The sequence below is a fragment of the Brevundimonas sp. FV2ps16 genome (assembly GCF_058681075.1).
The window spans coordinates 1,831,706-1,851,926 of record NZ_CM178728.1 but is presented as its reverse complement, the minus strand read 5'-3'; the positions used below and the strand labels follow the sequence as shown (position 1 = coordinate 1,851,926).

Here is a 20,221-nt window from a genome sequence, read left to right as displayed (position 1 = left end):
CACCTCTCCCGCAAGCGGGAGAGGGTCGCGCTCCTTCCCTCACGCCGACCAAACCGGCAACATCGCCGCATGACCGACTCACACGCCTCGGGCCGCTGCGGCTGGTGCGGGACCACCGACCCGCTCTACATCGCCTATCACGACACCGAATGGGGCGTGCCGGAACGCGACCCCCGCGCCCTGTGGGAAAAGCTGGTCCTCGACGGCTTCCAGGCCGGCCTCGCCTGGATCACCATCCTGCGAAAACGCGAGGGCATCCGCGACGCCTTCGACGGCTTCGACCCCGAGATCGTGGCCCGCTATGACGAGGCCGACATCCAGCGCCTGCTGGGCGACCCCCGCATCATCCGCTCGCGCGCCAAGATCAACGCCGCCATCCGCGGCGCCCAGATCTGGCTGGAGATGCGCGACAACGGAGAGGACTTCTCCGAATGGCTCTGGTCCTTCGTCGGCGGCGAGCCGATCCACACCCCCTTCGCCGACTACCGCCAGGCCCCGACCCAGACCGAACAGTCCGTCGCCATGGCCAAGGCCCTGAAGGAGCGCGGCTTCAACTTCTGCGGCCCGGTCATCGTCTATGCCTTCATGCAGGCCGTGGGCATGGTCAACGACCACCAGACGACCTGCTTCCGTCACGCCCAGGTTCGTGCGATGGCGGGCCATGGCTAAAGCCCCCGCGAATCCGAAAGCCTTCCCTACCCTCGCGCTCGAGACCGTGCTGATCCAGCGCGTCAACGGCCCCGTCTGCGGCGTGGACGAGGCGGGGCGCGGGCCGTGGGCGGGGCCGGTGTCGGCGGCGGCGGTGATCCTGAACCCCGACGACCTGCCGCCGGGCATCGACGACTCCAAGGCCCTGACCGAAAAGCGCCGCGCGGCCCTCGAGCCTGAGATCAAGGCCCGCGCCGTCGCCTGGGGCGTCGGCTTCGCCTCGGTGGAGGAGATCGAGGACCTGAACATCCTGCACGCCACCGGCCTGGCCATGTGCCGCGCCATCGAGGCCCTGTCGGTTCCGCCGGTCGCGGCCCTGGTGGATGGAAACTATCGGTTCAAACTGCCCTGCGAGATCCAGACCGTGGTCGGCGGCGACGGCCTGTCCCTGTCCATCGCAGCCGCTTCGATCCTGGCCAAGACCGCGCGCGACCGACTGATGATCGAACTGGACGCCCAATACCCCGGCTATGGCTTCGCCGGGCACAAGGGCTACAACGCGCCCGTCCACCAGGCCGCGCTAAAAAGCCTAGGCCCCTGTCCCGCCCATCGGCGTAGCTGGGCGCCGATCCGAACCCTTTTGGAAAGAACATGAGAACGGCGCTCGACGCATCGCGTGACGCACTCAACAGCTATGAACGGGACTTTGTCGATAATGTCCGCAAGCACGGCTGGTTCAACACAAGCGTCTCCGGGGACGAACAAGGCCCCAGCTTTTCATATTCCACAGGGTACTGGCTTACCACCAGCCGGCCGGAAGTTATCATGTTCGGCTTGCCCTCCAAAACGGCGCATGACATTTTCTGGGATCTTTTCCGCGACGCGCGAGACGGTCACCCTCTGAAACTCAGCACACGCACTGACCGCGTTTTCGGCAACCTGCCCGCCTATGTGTTTCCCGTCGCGAAGCGATTCTATACCGAATACCTTGGCTCTAGCCTTTGGTTTTACGGCAAGGACGACTTTCCCTGTCTTCAGATTGTCTGGCCTGATCGCGCCGGGCTATTCACCTGGGAAATAGGTTTCGACCCCGCATTTGCTAACGATCAGCCCGACCTGACTGAAAACGGATGGCGCGCCGCCCTGTCTTACTGACGACACGCTCGATACGGAGCGCGCCCTCAGATATGCATCATCCCGCCGAGCAGCGCGCCCATCAGGGCGGCGACGGCGGCGCCGGCGATCATGATCATCCAATGGGGCGGGGGGCTCACCGTGGGCTCGACGTCAGGCTCCGCCATCTCCAGCGGCGCCGCTTCAGCGCGAGCGAAGTGTTCCACATTGTGGGTGTACAGCCGCGCACCCTTATCAGGCCAGGCCGCAGCGTCCGCCCCCAGCGCCTCAACTGGCTGATCCGACACCCACGACTTGGGCTCGGCTGCCGGGCGCACGCGGTAATCCTCTTCGCGGGCGGGAATTCCGGTATGTGTGACGGGCGGTTGCATGGTTGATCAACGGCGCCCGCCGACTCGGGTTCCCGACGCAAGCTGACCTGACGTCAGGCCGCGACGGGCAGTTCGACTGGCCGGTCCGTGACCACGAACAGATGTTCGACGTTCCGCAACCGCCCCACCTGCCCCACCTTCTCGCCTTTGGGGTTATGGATGCCGATGCGGGCGCCGACGTAGCGGGGATGGGCGATCTCGACCACCTGGACATGGCCCCGCGCCGACAGCATCTCCACCAGGTCCGCCCGGCTCAGATAGCCTTCGTCATTGAAGCTGACGATCAGGTTCGGCGCCTTGATCCGCTCGACCACCGAACGCAGGGCCGGGCCGATGCCGGGCCGGCTGTTGAAGGCGCTCTTACGGGTCTTCACATCCACCCGCTTGTTGGCGATCCCATAGGTCTCGGGCCGGTCCCACAGCACCAGGCTTTCCCAGCAGTGGTAGTTGGCCAGGTAGGAATGCTGGTTGTAGGGCGGGTCCAGATAGACCAGGTCCGCCTCCACCTGTTCGGCCATTTCGACGGCGTCGCCTTGCGTCGCCCGGCACGGCGCCCCGACCGACGGCAGCAGGTCGGGCAGACGCAGCTCCAACGGCTTCAGCGCCCGCGGGGCCCACTGTTTCATATAGGCCATCTGCACCCCGGCCGTGGAATCGACCCGGTCGGCCGCCTCCATCAGACTGACCAAGGCGATCGCCTTCAGCTCGGGCTCCAGGCCCAAGGTCTCGATCCGGTCGCGCATGGCGTCGATCCGCGCCCCGTTGTCGGGATGGAAATAGCGGGCGTCGTGGCAGAAGGCCTGGGTGAACCAGCCGGCTTGCGGCGCAACCGTCCGCAGTTCGGCCAGCACCGCCTCGGCCCGCTCGATCCAGCGCTCGCGATCCGCCTGGACATAGGCGGTCGCCAGGGTGTGGGCATAGGCGTTGTGGTCGTTCGACCAGACCTGAAACCCCTGTTTCTTCAGCGCATGACCGACCCGCGCCGTGCCCGAAAACAGATCGCAGACCCGCCCGCCCTGCGGCAACACCCCCGCCACGGCGCCGGTCACATGCCCCAAAAGGGCGCGTTTGGAGCCGATATATTTGATCATGCGGACCGCCGATTCATCCGCATACAGTAGCCGGATCGTCCGGCTAAGCCAGAGGCTTGGCCTTGGGGCGGCTTCAGCCCTTCTTTCGGGGCGCCGCCTTGGCCGCCGGGGCATGGGCCAGACGCAGCAGATTGGCCGCGCCGGGCGCGCCGAACGGCGTGCCCGCCAGGATCAGGATCCGCTGCCCCGGCTCGGCCAGGCCATATTTGACCGCCCCGTTGACGGCGTCGTCGGTAACGTCCTCCAGCGACGAGGGCTGGTCGCCCAGACGCGGCTCCAGACCCCAGACCAGGGCCAGTCGACGCGCCGTGTTCGCATTGGGCGTCAACACCAGGATCGGCTTCAGCGGCCGCTCGCGCGCCATCCGCCGGGCGGTGCCGCCCAGGGTGGTGTAGACCACCAGACAGCCCGTCGACGGCGCGCTGGCCGCCATGGCCGCCGCCCCGACCAGGGCGTCCACGTCATGCTCGTCCATGCCGGCGTGTTCGGCGCCCATCAGCTTGGGCCACATCGGATCGCGTTCGACCCGCTCGATGATCCGGCTCATGATCTCGACGGACTCCAGCGGATAGTCGCCCGAGGCCGTCTCGGCCGACAGCATCAGGGCGTCCGCCCCCTCATAGACGGCATTGGCCACGTCGGTGGCCTCGGCGCGGGTCGGCGAAGGCGCGCTGGTCATCGACTCCAGCATCTGGGTCGCCACGATCACCGGCACGCCGCGGTTACGGGCCGCGCGCACGATCTGCTTCTGCGCCACCGGCACGTCCTCGGGGTCCAGTTCGACCCCCAGGTCGCCGCGCGCCACCATGACCCCGTCGCAATAGTCGAGGATGGCCTCCAGATCGGCCAGAGCCGCCGGCTTCTCGATCTTGGCCAGACAGGCCGCCTGACCGTTCACGATCCGCTTCAGCTCGGCCATGTCCTCGGGCTTCTGCACGAAGCTGAGCGCCACCCAGTCCACGCCCTGACGCAGGGCGAAGGCCAGGTCCTCGCGGTCCTTGGGGGTCAGGGCCGAGACGGGGATGACGGCCTCGGGAACGGCGACGCCCTTGCGGTCCGACAGTTTCGTGCCGCTCTCGACCGTCACATCGGCCCAGTCGTCGGTCCGGTCATTGACCCGCAGCCGCACCCGCCCGTCGTCCAGCAGCAACAGCATGCCGGTGCGCAGGGCCTTAAAGATCTCGGGGTGCGGCATCTGCACCCGGGTTTCGTCGCCGGGCGTCGGGTCCAGGTCGAACCGCATCTTGTGACCCGGCTTGACCGCGATCTCGACATCCTTGAACCGGCCCAGCCGCAGCTTTGGCCCCTGCAGGTCGGCCAGCACGCCCAGCGGACGCTGAAGCGCCATCTCGGCGCCGCGCACGGCCTTCAGGGCGGCGGCGTGGTCTTCGTGCGTGCCGTGGCTGAAGTTCAGGCGGAAGACGTCCACCCCGGCCTGGGCCAGGGCCTTGACCGTGCCGGGGGCGCGGCTCGCAGGCCCCAGGGTCGCGACGATGCGGGCGCGGCGGGCTCTGTTCATGGGGGACGCTTCCTGTTCGTTTCTGGGTCGCCCGGCTTCGAGAACTCTAGCCTAGGACGATTTGCCCCCTTCTGCCGATGAAACTGTCCCGACGTAAGGCCACGCCCCCGCTGGGAAACATGAGTTTACGGGTGCGAAACAGGAGTTTATCGCGCCGGGGTCGTCTCCGTCGCCGGACAATCGGCCACAGCGAAGCCGTTCAGGTCGATACAGCGACCTTCGACCTTGGGCGCCGCCACCCCCATCACATGCGCCAGGGTCGGGGCGATGTCGATGGTGCGGATGGGCAGAAACCGTTCTTCACCGGTCGCGCCGGGCCACCAGAACAGGATCGGCACCCGGCGGTCATACTCCCACGGCGTGCCATGCCCGGCCAGGGTCGAGCCGACCCGACCGCCGGCCGTGACGTTCTGGGCCCAGGCGAACTGAATGTCCGGCGACCGCTCCGCCACGGTGGACAGGCGCATCCGCTCGCGCAGGCTCATCATCTCCGGCTGGCGGCTGTCCGGCAAAGGCTCGGCCAGCAGCCGGTCGCGGGTCTCCGCGAAGGCCACGTCCGGCAGGACGCGCAGCATCTCCACCGCCGCCTCGGCGACCTGGGTCCGCAGCGGGTCGGGCAGCGACCGGTGCTGGGCGTCGGCGACCATCAGGCCGCTGCCCCCGGCCTGCAACGGGTCGGCGGTCAGGTTGAACCGGGCCTTCAGCGCGTCGTTCACGCCCTGGATCGCGGCCAGATCGGCGCGGCGCGCATGCGGATAGCCGTGGTCGTGCAGGCGTTCGACGAAGTCCGATCCCCCATGGTCAGCCGTCAGCACCACCAAGGCGCCGCCGGGAACCTGGGCCAACCGGTCCAGGAACGCGCCCAGGGCCGCGTCCAGCCGCAGCATCTGCTCGCACATCTCCGGCCCCTGGGTGCCGTACATGTGGCCGATCCGGTCCGTCGCCGACAGGCTGACGCCCAGCATGTCGGTCGCCGCCCCCTGCCCCAGCTTCTGGCTGTCCAGCAGATATTCGGCCGCCTTCAGCGTCTGTTCGTCCAGCAGGGGCGAGGTGTCGAACTTCAACCCCGCCGGCGGCAGGGTCGAATGGAAGGTCTGGCCGCGAATGGTCCAGTCGCCGGCCAGGGCCCGGCACTGGTCATGGGCGTAATCCCACGCCACCGGGGTCGCCGACGCCCACGCCCGGAACCCGCTGTTGAAGTCCGCGACCGGCGCCAGCTTGGCCTGCGCCGTCTCGCCCGGCTCGACGTAGGTGGTCAGGCCGAAACCCTCGGTGAACCAGAAGGCCTGGCCCTGATGGCCGGCCAGGTTGATCGCGCCCCGGTCCTTGCCGGACACGGCGACGACCTTGCTCTGCGGGCTGACGGCCTTCAACCAGTCGCCCAGGGTCGTGGCGCGCAGCTGTTCCGGGCCGACTGGACCATTGTCGGTATCGTCGCGTCCGTGGGCCAGATGGTTGGCGGGAGCGGCCAGGCAATAGACTTCCTTGCCGGTCTTGCCGTCGATCCAGTCATTGGCCGGGATGCCGGTCTCGGTCGGATGCACGCCGGTCAGGATCGTGGAGTGGCCAGGGCAGGTCTCGGTCAGGCCGTGGGTCTGATAGCCATTGATCGACACCAGTCCCTGGTCCGCCATTCGGCGCAGGCCGCCGGTGTAGCGACCGCGATACTGATCGAAAAGATTGGCGCTGAACTGGTCCACCACGATGGTCACGATCAGCTTCGGCGGCGTCAGGGCCGCATGGGCCGTTGCCGGAGCGGCCCCCTGCGGGGCCTCGATCTGGGCCATGGCCGGGACGGCGGCGGCCCCCAATGAAAGGGCGGCCAGGGCCGCAACCGTGGTGCGCGACAGGGACATGGGCTTACTCCGATATTCAGGCAGGCGCTCTAAGGGCCGGCGATGGCAATCGCATGACAGCCGAGCGGTCGCGAGGTCAGTGGGCGGGCGTGGACCGCAGCCGCCCCAGTTGATGAATCAGCACGGCGATCATTCCCCCCACGATCACGCCGACGACGGCCGAACCAAGAGCCGTCACCGCCCAGCTGGCCACGCTGTGAAGCGGTCCGGTCGCGGCCCCGACCGCATGGGCCAGATGCTCCAGCGGCTCGGCTGGCCAGTGCAGGCCCAACGTATGCGTCCCGTGCACGAGTATGCCGCCGCCGACCCACAGCATCGCCGCCGTGCCGATGACCGATAGGGCGCTCATAACCACCGGCATGCCCTTGACCAGGCCCCGTCCCAGAGCGCGCACTCCGCCATTGGGACGCTCGGCCAGATGCAGGCCGATGTCGTCCATCTTCACGATCAGGCCCACGACCCCATAGACGGCGACAGTCATCGCAACGCCCACCACGGCCAGGATCGCCGCCTGGGTCACGATGGGCTGGGTCGAGACGTCGGCCAGGGCGATGGCCATGATCTCGGCCGACAGGATCAGGTCGGTCCGCACCGCCCCGGCCACCGTCGCCTTTTCCAGCGACGCAGGATCGCCCTCGGCGGCGGCCTCTTCTTCATGGCCGGCGTGCCCGAAGGCCTCCATCAACTTCTCGGCGCCCTCGAAACACAGATAGGCCCCGCCGCACATCAGGATCGGCGTGATGGCCCAGGGGGCGAAGGCGCTCAGCAGCAGGGCGGCCGGCAGGATGAAGATCAGCTTGTTGCGGAACGACCCCAGGGCGATCTTGCCGATGATCGGCAGTTCGCGGCTGGGCGACAGGCCGGTGACATAGCGGGGCGTCACCGCCGCATCGTCCACCACCACGCCCGCGGCCTTGGTCGAGGCCTTGCCGGCCGCCATCCCGACATCGTCGATCGACGCCGCCGCCATCTTGGCGATCCCCGCCACATCGTCGAGCAGGGCGATCAGACCGGAAGGCATGCGAGAATCCCCAGATTGCGCCGCGACAGGCGGTCGCACCCCGCCTAGGGCGCGACACCGGATTTGTCGAGCGCCTCCGCAAACGGACGAAAGCCCGCCGGATGGATGGGTGCGACGTCGCGGGCGATGCTTTATCCATGCTCTGGGATTAGGCAGGCTCTTCCCAAGCGGTGCGAAGTTTGGGCGTTTTCATAGAGGATGCGTGATGGAGGCTTCAGTAGGAAGGGACGCTAGGGGACCTAGCTATGGTCCCTATATTCAAGGGCTTCAGTTTACCGAAGCGATGCTGAGGGCCTTCGAACCCTGTCGAGAGGGGTCGGTGACGATAGTACCCGTGCCTGCTGGTTTCGCGTGCGGTGCTTTTGCTGTCGAGCTGCACCTGAAAGCGCTGCTCGTTGGTTCTGGGCAGAGTGCGCGGGGGCACAATCTAGAAGTTCTGTTCAACCAACTTCCGCATCTCCTGGCACAGCAAATACTCTCTGCATATGCCGCCTACACTGGAGACCCACCTGAGGTAGGATGGCTGAAATTGAAAGCGATGGCTCATGCTTTCGAGAAATGGCGCTACGTCTACGAAGACCCGTCGCTTGTAAATGGAACTGATCCGCACGCTTTATTTGGCCTGATATACGCTGCCTGCGTGACTTATCGCCTGGCTGGGTTTGCCCCGCATGACGCAGGTGGGGCGGAACAATCGACAACACGATGGTTGAGGTCGAAAAGCCCCATCCTTTTTAGCCCGCCGCCCCCCGGACTGGCCAAGATGGCCATTTAGATCTGGCCCGTGGGTCGTTTCCTTGGGCGTGGGCCGTAAGTTATGGCAGCCCAGCGGAACGTTGAGCTTGAGGCTAACGAACAAATGCCGGGATGGTTTTTTTGATCAAGGCCCGACAAGATTCATGCAACTCAGGATCTAGCGCCTTAATAGCAATCTCTACCGTCTGCTGAGCTTGCTCCATCGATATGATCTTCAGCTCGTAGAGCGTATTAAGGGTCGAGAGTGACAGGGCGAAGGCGGCGGTTCCGTTCTGCATGGCAATCCTCATGGTCCATCGGTTTCGACAAGCAATCAAACACCACAACGCCAGGCTGTCTAGGCGTTAGCATCGTTGTGTAACCTGGCGAGCAGAGCGATCAGGCCGGAAGGCATGCGAGTATCCCAAGATTGCGTCGCAGCAACCGACTCGCCCCTCGCTACGGCGCGCCGCCCGTCTTGTCGAGCGCCTCCGCAAACGAGCGAAAGCCCCGCCGGCGAACCGACGGGGCTTCCATTTCAAACGCATTTTCCGATGTCGATTTTTCTTAGAACTTACGGCCCACCCCCACAGAAACGACCCACGGGTCCAGATCCACATCGCTCTTCAGTGCGCCGTTGTTGACGTCCGCGTCGGTGTTGAACCAGACCTTCTTGACGTCCACATTCAGGCTCCACGGCCCCTGAATGCCGATATCGGCGCCCGCCTGCAGGGCGTAGCCGAAGCCGTCGTCCAGATCGACGGTGAAGCCGTTCTTGTCCTCGCCGCTATAGAACAGCATGTAGTTGATGCCCGCGCCGACGTAGGGGCTGAACCGCCCCTCGGTCAGCGGGCGATATTGCAGGGTCACGATCGGCGGCACGACCCAGGTCTCGTGCACGGCGACGTCCGTCGTCCCGCCCTGGGCGCGGATCTCATGCTTGGTCGTGCCCAGGATCGCCTCGACCGCCAGATGGTCGGTCAGGAAATAGGTGAAGCCCAAGGTCGGCATGACGCTGTCGCCCACATCGACCTTCAGGCCGGAATCGACGCCGGCGGCGGTGGTGATGGCGTTATCGGCGTCGGAGAAGACGTCGGTCACACGGCCGGTGATGATCCAGTCGCCCTTCTTGGGCATTTCCCAGGCGGCGGGGCTCTGCGCGAGGGCCGGCGCCGCGAAGGCTGCTGCGGCGACGGCGGAGAGGATCAGGGTTTTCAGTTTCATCTTGCTCATCCCCGACGCCCGCTGCCGCCTCATGCGACCCGTTCCGAGCGTCTTGAAGAGGGAGATGCGCCCCCTGCATCGGTCCGGCCTTGATCCAGCGCAAACCCATGCAGGGGTTGGACAATCTGTCCAATCAGACCACGCGGGCGTGCCGCTTCTCTATATCGACGCCCCCCGGATCGAAGGCGGCGCAGACCGCGCGCACGAACGGCCGGCCCAGGTCCGAGACCGTCACCACCGACCCGTCCACCTCGGCCAGGCCGTCCAGCTGGAACGGCAGCAGCCGGGGCCAGGCCCGATCAACATCGCTGAGGGCTCGCCCGTGTCGTCCGGCGATCGCGGCGACATCGACGGCGAAGTCGCACATCAGCCGTTCGATGATTTCGCCCACGAAGGCGTCGCGCGGATCCAGCGCCACGCCCCGCGCGACCGGCAGGTCTCCGGCCTGGACGGCGGCGCGCCAGTCGCGCTCCTGCGTCAGATTCTGCACAAAGCCGCTCGGCGTTCGGCTGATGGACGACGCCCCCAGGCCGATCAGCACCGGCGCCTCGTCGGTCGTATAGCCCTGGAAGTTGCGACGCAGCCGGCCGGCCCGCACCGCTGCGGCCATCGAGTCGTGCGGCAGGGCGAAATGGTCCAGACCCACCGCCTGCCAGCCCTTCTGCACCAGATACCGCGCCGCCGCCTGGCTCTGGGCGAAGCGCGCCTCAGGTCCCGGCAGATCGGCCTCGTTGATCAGCTTCTGGTGCGGCTTCATCCACGGCACATGGGCATAGCCGAACAGGGCGATCCGGTCGGGCCGCAGCGTGGCGACCTGGGCCACCGTAGTGATCACATTCTCGACCGCCTGGAGCGGCAGGCCGTACATCAGATCCAGGTTCAACGAGGTGACGCCCTGCGCCCTCAGCGCCTCGGCCGCCCATCGGATGGTCTCGAAGGACTCGGGCCGGTTCACCGCCGCCTGAACCTTGGGCGACAGATCTTGCACGCCCAGGCTGGCGCGGCTCAGGCCGATTCGTCCGGCGGCCTCGACCCACTCCTGGGTCAGGACTTCGGGGTCCAATTCTGCGGCGATCTCGAAACAGTCGCCCAGGTCGAACCGCGCGGCCAGACCGGCGAACAGCCGCTCCAGCTCTTGCGGCGGCAACATGTTGGGCGTGCCGCCGCCCAGGTGGATCGAGCCGACCCGCACCGGGCGACCGATCCGCGCCAGAACGAGGTCGGCCTCCTTCAGCAGCAGATCGACATAGCTGCTCATCGGCGCCACCCGGTTCATCGCCCGGGTGTTGCAGCCACAGTACCAGCACAGCCGCTTGCAGAAGGGGATGTGCAGATACAGCGACACCGCGCGATCGAGGGGCGCGGCCGACAGCCACGCCCCCCAGTCGGCGGCCCCGACGGCGGGCGTGAACTGCGCCGCCGTCGGATAGGAGGTGTAACGCGGCGCGTGGGCGTCGTAGCGGGCGATCAGCTCGCGCGTCGTCTGCACGCCGCCATGGAGCGCGCCGGTGGGGTTAGAGAGGGACATCGCCCTCTTTCGCCGCATCGACCGACAGGCCTTGGTCGCCCTCGTCGAACAGGTGGAACTCGTGCCACAGGCCGTTCAGCACGCCGAACCCGACGGCCAGACCGACACCCAGTATCCAGGAAAAATACCACATGACTTGATGCTCCTTGAGCTCAGTAGAGGTCGGGGTTGGTCTTGAGTGCGGCGGTCGAGGTCCGCCCCCACAGCACGGAATAGACCCAGCTGGTGTAGATCAGCACGATCGGCAGGAAGATAAGCGTGCAGATCAGCATGATGAACAGGGTCACGTGGCTGGAGGAGGCGTTCCAGACCGTCAGGCTGGACTGCGGATCAATCGAGCTGGGCAGGATGAAGGGGAACATCGACAGGCCGACGGTCGAGATGATGCCGACGGTCGACAGCGAGGATCCGCCGAAGGCCAGGGGCGCCGACCGCAGCCACATGCCCGACAACCCGACCACCGCGCCGACGAAGCCCAGGGTCGGGGCGATCATCATCCACGGATAGCGGCCGTAGTTGTCCAGCCAGGCGCCGGGCGCGGCCTCGACCGTTGTGCGCAGCGGGTTGGAGAAGCCCTGGATGTCCAGGTCGCCCGTGATCCGGTAGCCGACGCCGCCGAAGGCCATATACAGGCCGCCCGCTGCGAACAGCACCAGGGCCAGAACGCCGGCGATCGTGCCGTACAGACGCGCCCGCTCCAGCACCGGACCCTTTTCGGCCTTCACCGACAGCCAGGCCGCACCGTGCAGCACCAGCATGGCCACCGACAGCAGGGCGGCGATCAGGCTGAAGGGGGTGAACAGGCCCAGCAGACTGCCGTCGTAGAAGGAGCGCAGGTCGCTATCCAGGCGGAAGGGCGCGCCCAGCAGCACGTTGCCGACGGCGACGCCGAACACCAGGGCCGGCACGAAGCCGCCGATGAACAGGCACCAGTCCCAGAACGACCGCCACTTGGGCGACGCCCGCTTGGAGCGGTACTTGAACGACACCGGCCGCAGGATCAGGGCCGACAGCACCAGGAACATGGCCAGGTAGAAGCCCGAGAAGCTGACGGCGTAGACGAAGGGCCAGGCGGCGAAGATCGCGCCGCCGCCCAGGATGAACCACACCTGGTTGCCTTCCCAGGTGGCGCCGACGGTGTTGATCACCATCCGGCGCTCTTCATCGGTCCTGGCCACGAAGGGCAGAAGCGATCCGACGCCCAGGTCGAAACCGTCGGTCAGGGCGAAGCCGATCAGCAGAACCCCCAGAAGGGCCCACCAGATCAGGCGAAGGGTTGCGAAGTCGATTGGAAGATCCATTGTCGGATGTCCTAAGTCTCTCTGGTTCAGGCCACGGCGGGCGCGGCGACAGGCGTCGCGGGCGCCTCGGGGGCGGGTGCGAAGGCTTCCTGCTCGTGGAACGGACCCTTCTTGATGGCGAACAGCAGCAGCCGGACCTCGACCACGGCCAGGGCGCCGTACAGGGCGGTGAAGCCGATGATGGTCGCCCACAGCTGGGGCACGGTCAGGGACGATGCGCCGAGGAAGGTGGGCAGCACGCCTTCCACCGCCCAGGGTTGACGCCCGAACTCGGCCAGGATCCAGCCGAACTCGATCGCGACCCACGGCAGCGGCAGGGCCAGAACGGCCAGCCGCAGGAACCAGCGGGTCTGATGCTTGCGCACGGTGCACAGGTAGAAGGCTGTGGCGAAGAACAGGATCATGAACATGCCGACGCCGGCCATGATGCGGAAGCTCCAGAACAGGGCCGGCACGTTCGGCACCGTCTCCCAGGCCGTCTGCTGGATCAGCTCAGGCGAGGCCATGCGCGGATCGGCGACGTGGCGCTTCAGCAGCAGGCCATAGCCCAGGTCGCGGCGATGGGTCTCGAACAGGGCGCGCGCGGCGGGATCGGCCGGATTGGCCTTGACCTTCTCCAGGGCGTCATAGGCGATGACGCCGGATTCGATCCGCGTCTCGGCCGTGGCGACCAGTTCGAAGATGCCCTCGACCGGCTTGTCGATGGTGCGGGTGGCGATCAGGCCCATGACCCACGGCACATGGACGCCGTAGTGGGTCTCGCGGTCCTTCATGCTGGGGATGCCGATCAGGGTCAGACCGGCCGGCGCGGGCTCGGTGTGCCACATGGCCTCCAGAGCGGCGAGCTTCATCTTCTGGTTATCGGTCAGGGCATAGCCGGACTGGTCGCCCAGGACGACGACGGACAGCGAGGCCGCCAGGCCGAAGGCCGAGGCCACCGTCATCGAACGCTTGGCGAAGCCGACATGCTTGCCGCGCAGCAGATAGAAGGCCGAAACCCCGAGCACGAACACGGCGGCGCAGACATAGCCGGCGCTGACGGTATGGACGAACTTGGCCTGGGCCACCGGGTTGAAGATCACGGCCATGAAGTCCGTCACTTCCATCCGCATCGAGTCGGGATTGAAGGCGGCGCCGACCGGGTTCTGCATCCAGCCGTTGGCGATCAGGATCCACACGGCCGACAGGTTCGTGCCCAGCGCCACCATGAAGGTGACGAACAGGTGCGCCGACGGCTTCAGCTTTTCCCAGCCGAAGAACATCAACCCGACGAAGGTGGCTTCAAGGAAGAAGGCCATCAGGCCTTCGATGGCCAGCGGGGCCCCGAAGATGTCGCCGACGTAGTGGCTGTAATAGCTCCAGTTCATGCCGAACTGGAACTCCATGGTGATGCCGGTCGCGACGCCCAGCACGAAGTTGATGCCGAACAGCGTCCCCCAGAAGCGGGTGATGGTCCGCCAGATCGGCCGGCGGGTCATCACATAGATCGACTCCATGATGACCAGCATGAACGACAGCCCCAGGGTCAGGGGGACGAACAGAAAGTGATAAAGGGCTGTCAGCGCGAACTGCAGCCTGGATAGGTCGACGACCGCGAGGTCGATCATGGCTCTAGGCTCCTTGTAGCCGGCCCCGACGACCGACGTTTCTCCCGCCCTAGAACCAAGGCGGGGCGGTCGCCTTGATTTCGATCAAAGCCCTGTTGCACGGTGGGTCGTAGTGGACTGATCGTCCTTGGACATTTCGCCCAACGACGGTTTGTCCAATGGCTTTCGGGGCGTCCCAAAGCTGGAGTGTTCGAATGACCTCGGCGCCGATCACGGCCTCTCCCGCAGCCTCCCCCGCCGCCTGGCTGAAACAGGCCGCCGCGCCCTGGCGCCGGCTAACGGCCCTGGCGGGTCTTTTGGCCGTGGCGGATGTGGTTCCGGCGGTCGGTTTCGCCGGCGGCCTGGCGATGACCGTGGCCACCTTCGGCGTCTCGCCCTTCGCCGCCCTGCCCTGGCTGCTGCTGGCCGTCGTCAGCCTGGTCGTGCGCGGCCTGGTCGGCCAGGCGGCGGTGGTCGTCGGCGCGCGCCTCGGCCGCTCGGTCAAGACCAGCGTGCGCGACCGGCTGCTGGCCGACCTGTTCGGACGCGGCGCCCGTTCCGATGACCGCCTCACCGCTGTCGTCGAAGGCGTCGGCGCGCTGGACGGCTATATGTCGCGCTTCACCCCGCTGAAGATGGCCGCCGGCCTGTCCCCCCTGCTGATCATCGCCGTCGCCGCCGTGGCCAGCCCCTTCTCGGCCGGCATCCTCATCTTCACCCTCATGCCCTTCATCTTCGGCATGATCCTGGCCGGCACGGCTGCGGCGGGCGAAAGCCGCCGCCAGTTCCAGGCGCTGGAGCGGCTGTCTGGCCTGTTCGTCGACCGGGTGCGCGCCCTCCCCGCCATCCTGGCCTTCGACGCCCGCGCCCGCACCACCACTGAAATCGCCCGCGCATCGGACGAACTGGAGCGTCGCACCAACCGCGTCATGCGGATCGCATTCCTGTCGTCCGGGGTGCTGGAGTTCTTCTCGGCCCTGTCCGTCGCCCTGATCGCCGTCTATTGCGGCTTCAACCTGCTGAAACTGCTCCCCTTCCCGGCCCCCGAACAGTTGGACCTGAGCCGCGCCTTCTTCGTCCTGGCCCTCGCGCCAGAGGTCTATCAGCCCCTGCGTCGCCTCGCCGCCGCCTATCATGACCGCCAGGCCGCCGAATCCGCTGTCCCCGCCCTGATCACGCCCGAGGCCCCGACGCGGGACCGCCATATCCTGCCGGAAGACGCCCCGGCGATCCGCTTCACCAAGGTCTCCATCGCCTATGGCGACGCCGCCCCCGTGATCGCCGATTTCGACCTGGAGGTCCGCCCCGGCCAGATCGTCGCCCTGGTCGGCGCCAGCGGCTCGGGCAAGTCCAGCCTGCTGCATCTGTTCCTGGGCCTATCGCCCCTGACCGCCGGCGAGGTCGAGGTCGGCGGGGCGCGGCTCAGCGAGGCGGGCGGCTTCGCCGGCCAGATCGCCTGGGCCAGCCAGAACCCCGTCGTCGTGCCCGGCAGTCTGGGCGACAACATCCGACTGGCCGATCCCTCCGCCTGCCCCGGCCGTATTCTGGTCGCTGCGGGCGAGGCCGGCCTGTTCGGCGACCTGGACCGCCCGATCGACGAGCGCGGCGGCGGCCTGTCGGGCGGCGAGCGGCGGCGTCTGGGCCTGGCCCGCGCCATTCTGAAGCGCGCCCCCATACTGCTGCTGGACGAACCGACGGCCAATCTGGACCCCGCTTCGGAAGAAGCCATGCTGGACCTGATCCGTCAGGCGACGCGGGGCCGCACGACCTTGATCGCCACCCATTCCGCCGCCGTCGCGGCCATGGCCGACCGCGTGGTGCGCCTGTGATGACCCGTCCCCTCCCCTCGCGCGTCGGCGCCCTGATCGCCGCGCAACGTCAGGCTCAACGGACCCGCCTGCGCCTCGCCGCCGCGGGGGGCGCGACTGTCGCGGTCGCGGCCGCCTGTCTGCTGGGCCTGTCAGGCTGGTTCATCACCGGCGCAGCCATTGCGGGGGTCGCCGGATCGGTCGCCGTCCAGGCCTTCAACTATATGATGCCCAGCGCGACCATCCGTCTGCTGGCCGTCCTGCGCACCGGCGCTCGCTACATCGAACGCGTCGCCGGCCATGAGGCGGCGCTGAAGGCCCTGGCGCGGCTGCGTCCGCAACTGTTCGACGCCCTCGCCTCGGCTCCCCCCGCCCAGGCCCTCTCCCTGTCGTCCGGCGAGGCCTCGGCCCGGCTGGTCCAGGATGTGGACGCGGTCCAGACCCTGTTCGTCCGGCTCTCGGCGCCCTGGGCCATGGGCGCGGGCGTCGCCTCTTCCGCCCTGCTCGCGGGCATGGCCAGCCCCCTCGCCGGTCTGATGCTGCTGCTCGCCATGGGTCTCGGCGCGGCGGGCTCGGTTTTGCTCGCCCGGCGGCTGGCCGCCCCCGCCGGTCGCCAGGTTCAGATCGCCACGGGCGCGCTCAAGGATCGGCTGTCCGCGCTCGAGGCCGTCTCCCCGGAGCTGAAGGCCTATGGCCTGGATCGCTGGGCGGCCGGCGAGGCGGCCCACGCCGCCGCCGCTCTCGACCGCGCCCAGATCGCCCTGACGCAGGCCGGCGGCTGGATGGCCGCCTGGCAGGCGGCGGTCACGGGCCTCGCCGTCGCCGCCGTCATTCCCGCCACCCTGGGCGCGCCCTTGCCGATGACGGCCCTCGCCGCCCTGGCCGCCGTCATGGGCATCGAATCCGCCGCCGGTCTGGTCGGCGCCCTGTTGCAGAACGGCGCCGCCGTGGAGGCCACGGCCCGCCTCGACGCCCTGGCTTCGCCCCCGTCGGCGCGGCAGGGGGCCGCTCCGACCACCGCAAGCTTGACCCTTTCCGCAGGCGGCGACCGCATGGCGCCGCCGCTACGCCTGGGCCTGATCGGTCCGTCCGGTGCAGGCAAGACCACCCTGATCGAACGCCTGGTCGGCCTGCGTGACGCCGTCGCGGACGAGGCGCAACTGGACGGGCGGGACATCGCCGACATCGCATCCCACGACCGGCTGGCCCTGTTCGCCTACGCCGCTCAGGACATCCGCCTGATCGACGGCACGATCCGCGAGAACCTTCTGCTCGCGGGGCCCGCAAACGATCATGCCCTATGGCGGGCGCTGGAAGATGCGGCTCTGGCCGACCGGGTCCACGCCGATCCGGCGGGTCTGGACGCCCGCGTCGGTCCCAACGGCGAGCGCCTGTCGGGCGGCGAACGCCGCCGCCTCGGCCTGGCCCGCGCCTATCTGCGCCCGGCGCCCTGGCTGGTGCTGGACGAACCGACCGAAGGCCTGGATCCGGCGACAGAGGCCCAGGTTCTGACCGCGCTTGACCGCCGCCTGAAGGCCGCCGGCCAGGGCCTGATCATCGTCAGCCACCGCCCGGCCCCGACCCGTTTGTGCGACCGCACGCTGCGGATCGAGGGCGTCGGAACCGACGGCCGCGTGCGTCTGACCGCCCACCGTCAGCAGGCCCTGGTCTGAAGACGGCCACACCCGGATTTATTTGCGCGCGCTGCGATTCACGCTGGGCTGCGGGTTTGCGGCGCGTTTTCACCCTTCAACCCGACAGGCCCGCCCGCCGGGTTAAACTCCTCTCCGCGCCACGAACCTTGATGACGCAGAGGCGAAGGACATGAGGGATGAAGCCGCATTTTGGCGGTTTGGCGGTTTGGCGGTATGTTTTTACGACGCCACCCAATGCATTCGCCGGGTCTGGGCTTAGGCGTCGCCCTCGGCGATGTCGCGCAGACGATCGGGCTGTTCGATCCGCAATTCGTTCAGCGCCAGCAGCCGGATCACCCCGGTCGTCTTCAGCTTGGTCAGCACCCGGCTCACGGTCTCGATGGTCAGGCCCAGATAATCGGCGATCTCCGACCGCGTCATCGGCAGCCGCACCTGATCCTCGGCCGACGGCCGCAACGGATCCCGGGTGGGCAGGTCCAGCAGGAAGGAGGCGATCCGCTCCTGCGCCGTCTTACGGCCCAGCAGCAGCATCTGATTCTGCGCCGCCGCCAGTTCGTGCGTCGCCCGATCCAGCAGGGCCTCTTCCAGCAGCGGCCGCTCGCGGATCAGGGCGCGATAGTCGGTCTTGCGGAACCGGCACAGGGTCGCGTCCTCGATGGCCTCGCCCGAGAAGGCGTAGTCCTGACCGGTCGCCAGACCGACGAAGTCCCCCGCGAACAGAAAGCCCGTGATCTGGCGCCGCCCATCCGGCAACAGCTTGTAAATCCTCACAGATCCCGAGGTGATGTTGAACAGGTGGACCGCCGGATCGCCTTCTCGGATCAGGGACTCGCCCGCCTTCAGCGTCACCCGCTCGGCGATCGCGTCCAACCCCGCCAGATCGGCCGGGTCCAGGCTGCTGCACACGCTGAACGCTCGCGCCCCACAGGTCGAGCACACCGAATCCTGTCGGCGCTGAGCGCAGTCGGTGGGCAGGGATCTGAGTTCAAGCATGGTTCGATCAAGTTAGGCCTCGCGCCCGAAGCAAGCAAACGGATTGACGGAGATCAAGGCGGTCCTTTCGTCCATGGCCTAAGGGGCCGAGAATGAGCGCCCTCCAATATCGCCGCCTCGAACGCGACGAAGCCGACCAGACCTATGTGCTGGCCCACATGGGAAACCCGCGCCTCACGCTGGACTCGTGGCGCGCCCGGGTCGACGCGCCGCCCGCCTCCGGCGGAGTGCTCGCCGCCGTGGCCAACGAGTGCGTCCGGGCCATACTGGCCTATTCCATCTCCACCACTCCCTCGGGCGAGCGGCAGTTCATGGTCGACACCCTGGTCGCCTTCGACCTTCTACGGCCGGAAAAGCTGATCGAGCCCCTGGTCGCCGCCGCCTGCGATCTGGCCCGCCGGGGTTGCAGTTCCATCGGCCTGTCCAGCCCCATCGACGCGCCGGGCTATGAGGCCGTCATGCGCCAGATCGCCGACGCCGCCGTGCTTCACCGCGTCATCTGACCTTCCGCCGGCGCCGCCTCCGCATACCGCCTGGCCAGAACCGCACAGGCGAACAGCTGGATCTGATGGAACAGCATCAGGGGGATGACGATCAGGCTCACGCTCTGCCCGGCGAACAGGATGGCCGCCATCGGCAGGCCGCTGGCCATACTCTTCTTGGACCCGCAGAAGACGATGGCGATCTCGTCCTCGCGCGAAAAGCCCAGTCTCCGGCTGGCCAGGGTCGTGACCGCCAGGGCTATGGCCAGAATCACAATGTCCAGCACCACCACCAACGCCAGGTCCAGGCGCGACAGCCGGGTCCAGGCCCCAGACACGACGCCCGCGCTGAAGGCCACATAGACCACCAGCAGGATCGACCCCCGGTCCACCGCCGAGGTCAGCCGCCCATGCCGCATCAGCCAGCCCCCCATGAACGGCCTCGCCGCCTGCCCCGCCAGGAAGGGCGCCAGGATCTGCAGGGCGATGCTCTCGACCGACGACAGCGACACCCCCGCACTTCCCACCGGCAGCAGCAGCATCACCAGCAGGGGCGTGACCAACACCCCCGCCAGGTTCGACACCGAGGCCGCGCACAGGGCGGCCGGCACATTGCCCCGCGCGATGGACGTAAAGGCGATCGACGACTGCACCGTCGAGGGCAGCAGGCACAGATAGAACAACCCGACCCTCAGATCCTCGGCCAGCCAAGACCCCGCAGCCCAGAACACCGCCAGCCCCAGCAGCGGAAACAGCAGGAAGGTGCTAGCCAGCACCATCCCCTGCAGCCGCCAGTGCGACAGCCCCGCCCATATCGCCCCAGGCGACAGACGCGCCCCATACAGGAAGAACAACAGCGCGATCGCCGCCGTCGCCAAGCCCTCCGCTACATCCGCGCCGCCGCCCCTGACCGGGACCAGCGCCGCCAGCGCCACCGTGCCGATCAGCATGAGCAGATATGGGTCGATCAGTCGGCGCAGGGCGTTCATGCCGCCGCTCCTAGGCCTTGCTGCGCCGGAGCCGCAAGGCTCTTTCACCGGAAGACAGGAGCTCCGAACCGGCCATGGCCACTTGCCAGCCTTGCGCTGCAAATCCAGCGCCCCTACGCCGCTATCCTCTCGGACAGCGGGCTAAATCTTGGATCCGGGAGTTCGCACCCCGCTTCACCTCCCACCTGCCGGAAGGTTCGACGTGCTCCCTCTGGTCCCTCGTTTTGAGTGAGAGTCCGTGTTCATCAAGGAGACGGACTTGAAGAAGACTAGGTTCAAC

The 20,221-nt window shown here is 67.5% G+C and carries 20 protein-coding genes; 7 read left to right on the top strand and 13 right to left on the bottom strand.

Annotation, left to right across the window (positions count from 1 at the left end; all coding sequences use genetic code 11):
- Positions 1 to 69: 69 nt before the first annotated feature.
- From ACW170_RS08900 to ACW170_RS08890, 3 genes are read left to right on the top strand one after another with little or no spacing between them, the layout of a single operon-like run.
- The gene (locus ACW170_RS08900) at positions 70 to 669 is read left to right on the top strand and encodes a DNA-3-methyladenine glycosylase I (protein ID WP_492086372.1); all 600 of its coding nucleotides are present in this window, start codon (positions 70 to 72) and stop codon (positions 667 to 669) included.
- Positions 662 to 1,303, top strand: a complete 642-nt coding sequence (gene rnhB / locus ACW170_RS08895; RefSeq protein WP_492086371.1) for a ribonuclease HII — start codon at positions 662 to 664, stop codon at positions 1,301 to 1,303. The genes ACW170_RS08900 and rnhB overlap by 8 nt, the downstream gene beginning before the upstream one ends.
- Entirely contained in the window at positions 1,300 to 1,803 is a 504-nt protein-coding gene (locus ACW170_RS08890; RefSeq protein WP_492086370.1) for a DUF4262 domain-containing protein, read from the top strand. Before rnhB ends, ACW170_RS08890 begins: the two co-directional genes overlap by 4 nt.
- Before the next feature lie 26 nt (positions 1,804 to 1,829).
- On the opposite strand, the gene ACW170_RS08885 is transcribed toward ACW170_RS08890, so the two are convergent.
- From ACW170_RS08885 to ACW170_RS08865, 5 genes are all read right to left on the bottom strand, one after another.
- Positions 1,830 to 2,099, bottom strand: a complete 270-nt coding sequence (locus tag ACW170_RS08885) for a hypothetical protein (RefSeq protein WP_492086369.1) — start codon at positions 2,097 to 2,099, stop codon at positions 1,830 to 1,832.
- A 107-nt stretch (positions 2,100 to 2,206) separates the two neighbouring features.
- Complete coding sequence (locus ACW170_RS08880; RefSeq protein ID WP_492086368.1) at positions 2,207 to 3,244, bottom strand: DNA adenine methylase; 1,038 nt, start codon at positions 3,242 to 3,244, stop codon at positions 2,207 to 2,209.
- Between the two features lie 73 nt (positions 3,245 to 3,317).
- Positions 3,318 to 4,763 carry a pyruvate kinase gene (pyk, locus tag ACW170_RS08875; protein ID WP_492086367.1) on the bottom strand — a complete coding sequence of 482 codons (1,446 nt, stop codon included), beginning with the start codon at positions 4,761 to 4,763 and terminating at the stop codon, positions 3,318 to 3,320.
- Between the two features lie 146 nt (positions 4,764 to 4,909).
- Positions 4,910 to 6,619: an alkaline phosphatase family protein gene (locus ACW170_RS08870; RefSeq protein WP_492086366.1), complete on the bottom strand. Its 1,710-nt coding sequence runs from the start codon at positions 6,617 to 6,619 to the stop codon at positions 4,910 to 4,912.
- A gap of 76 nt (positions 6,620 to 6,695) precedes the next feature.
- Positions 6,696 to 7,640 (bottom strand): DUF808 domain-containing protein, encoded by a 945-nt coding sequence (locus ACW170_RS08865; protein ID WP_492086365.1) that lies wholly within the window; start codon positions 7,638 to 7,640, stop codon positions 6,696 to 6,698.
- Positions 7,641 to 7,959: 319 nt separating this feature from the next.
- Between ACW170_RS08865 and ACW170_RS08860 the strand changes: the two genes are divergently transcribed.
- On the top strand, positions 7,960 to 8,415 hold the full coding sequence (locus ACW170_RS08860) for a hypothetical protein (RefSeq protein ID WP_492086364.1): 456 nt from the start codon (positions 7,960 to 7,962) through the stop codon (positions 8,413 to 8,415).
- 73 nt (positions 8,416 to 8,488) lie between these two features.
- On the opposite strand, the gene ACW170_RS08855 is transcribed toward ACW170_RS08860, so the two are convergent.
- The 6 genes from ACW170_RS08855 to ACW170_RS08830 form a co-directional block, all read right to left on the bottom strand.
- On the bottom strand, positions 8,489 to 8,674 hold the full coding sequence (locus ACW170_RS08855; protein ID WP_492086363.1) for a hypothetical protein: 186 nt from the start codon (positions 8,672 to 8,674) through the stop codon (positions 8,489 to 8,491).
- A 268-nt stretch (positions 8,675 to 8,942) separates the two neighbouring features.
- Positions 8,943 to 9,608 carry an OmpW/AlkL family protein gene (locus tag ACW170_RS08850; protein WP_492086362.1) on the bottom strand — a complete coding sequence of 222 codons (666 nt, stop codon included), beginning with the start codon at positions 9,606 to 9,608 and terminating at the stop codon, positions 8,943 to 8,945.
- Positions 9,609 to 9,732: 124 nt separating this feature from the next.
- On the bottom strand, positions 9,733 to 11,127 hold the full coding sequence (hemN, locus tag ACW170_RS08845) for an oxygen-independent coproporphyrinogen III oxidase (RefSeq protein WP_492086361.1): 1,395 nt from the start codon (positions 11,125 to 11,127) through the stop codon (positions 9,733 to 9,735).
- On the bottom strand, positions 11,114 to 11,260 hold the full coding sequence (cydX, locus tag ACW170_RS08840) for a cytochrome bd-I oxidase subunit CydX (protein ID WP_054766299.1): 147 nt from the start codon (positions 11,258 to 11,260) through the stop codon (positions 11,114 to 11,116). Before cydX ends, hemN begins: the two co-directional genes overlap by 14 nt.
- 19 nt (positions 11,261 to 11,279) lie before the next feature.
- Positions 11,280 to 12,428 carry a cytochrome d ubiquinol oxidase subunit II gene (cydB, locus tag ACW170_RS08835; protein ID WP_492086360.1) on the bottom strand — a complete coding sequence of 383 codons (1,149 nt, stop codon included), beginning with the start codon at positions 12,426 to 12,428 and terminating at the stop codon, positions 11,280 to 11,282.
- Positions 12,429 to 12,454: 26 nt separating this feature from the next.
- Positions 12,455 to 14,032, bottom strand: coding sequence for a cytochrome ubiquinol oxidase subunit I (locus ACW170_RS08830; RefSeq protein ID WP_492089161.1), 1,578 nt, complete (start codon positions 14,030 to 14,032; stop codon positions 12,455 to 12,457).
- A 197-nt stretch (positions 14,033 to 14,229) separates the two neighbouring features.
- Here ACW170_RS08830 and cydD point away from each other — a divergent pair, with 197 nt between their 5' ends.
- Positions 14,230 to 15,843: a thiol reductant ABC exporter subunit CydD gene (cydD, locus tag ACW170_RS08825; protein WP_492086359.1), complete on the top strand. Its 1,614-nt coding sequence runs from the start codon at positions 14,230 to 14,232 to the stop codon at positions 15,841 to 15,843.
- Positions 15,843 to 17,495 (top strand): amino acid ABC transporter ATP-binding/permease protein, encoded by a 1,653-nt coding sequence (locus ACW170_RS08820; protein WP_492086358.1) that lies wholly within the window; start codon positions 15,843 to 15,845, stop codon positions 17,493 to 17,495. Before cydD ends, ACW170_RS08820 begins: the two co-directional genes overlap by 1 nt.
- 237 nt (positions 17,496 to 17,732) lie before the next feature.
- On the opposite strand, the gene ACW170_RS08815 is transcribed toward ACW170_RS08820, so the two are convergent.
- The gene (locus ACW170_RS08815; protein WP_492086357.1) at positions 17,733 to 18,383 is read right to left on the bottom strand and encodes a cyclic nucleotide-binding domain-containing protein; all 651 of its coding nucleotides are present in this window, start codon (positions 18,381 to 18,383) and stop codon (positions 17,733 to 17,735) included.
- A gap of 179 nt (positions 18,384 to 18,562) precedes the next feature.
- Between ACW170_RS08815 and ACW170_RS08810 the strand changes: the two genes are divergently transcribed.
- On the top strand, positions 18,563 to 18,973 hold the full coding sequence (locus tag ACW170_RS08810; protein ID WP_492086356.1) for a hypothetical protein: 411 nt from the start codon (positions 18,563 to 18,565) through the stop codon (positions 18,971 to 18,973).
- On the opposite strand, the gene ACW170_RS08805 is transcribed toward ACW170_RS08810, so the two are convergent.
- Positions 18,958 to 19,941: a bile acid:sodium symporter family protein gene (locus ACW170_RS08805; protein ID WP_492086355.1), complete on the bottom strand. Its 984-nt coding sequence runs from the start codon at positions 19,939 to 19,941 to the stop codon at positions 18,958 to 18,960. The two genes, ACW170_RS08810 and ACW170_RS08805, sit on opposite strands and share 16 nt — an antisense overlap.
- Positions 19,942 to 20,221 lie beyond the last annotated feature (280 nt).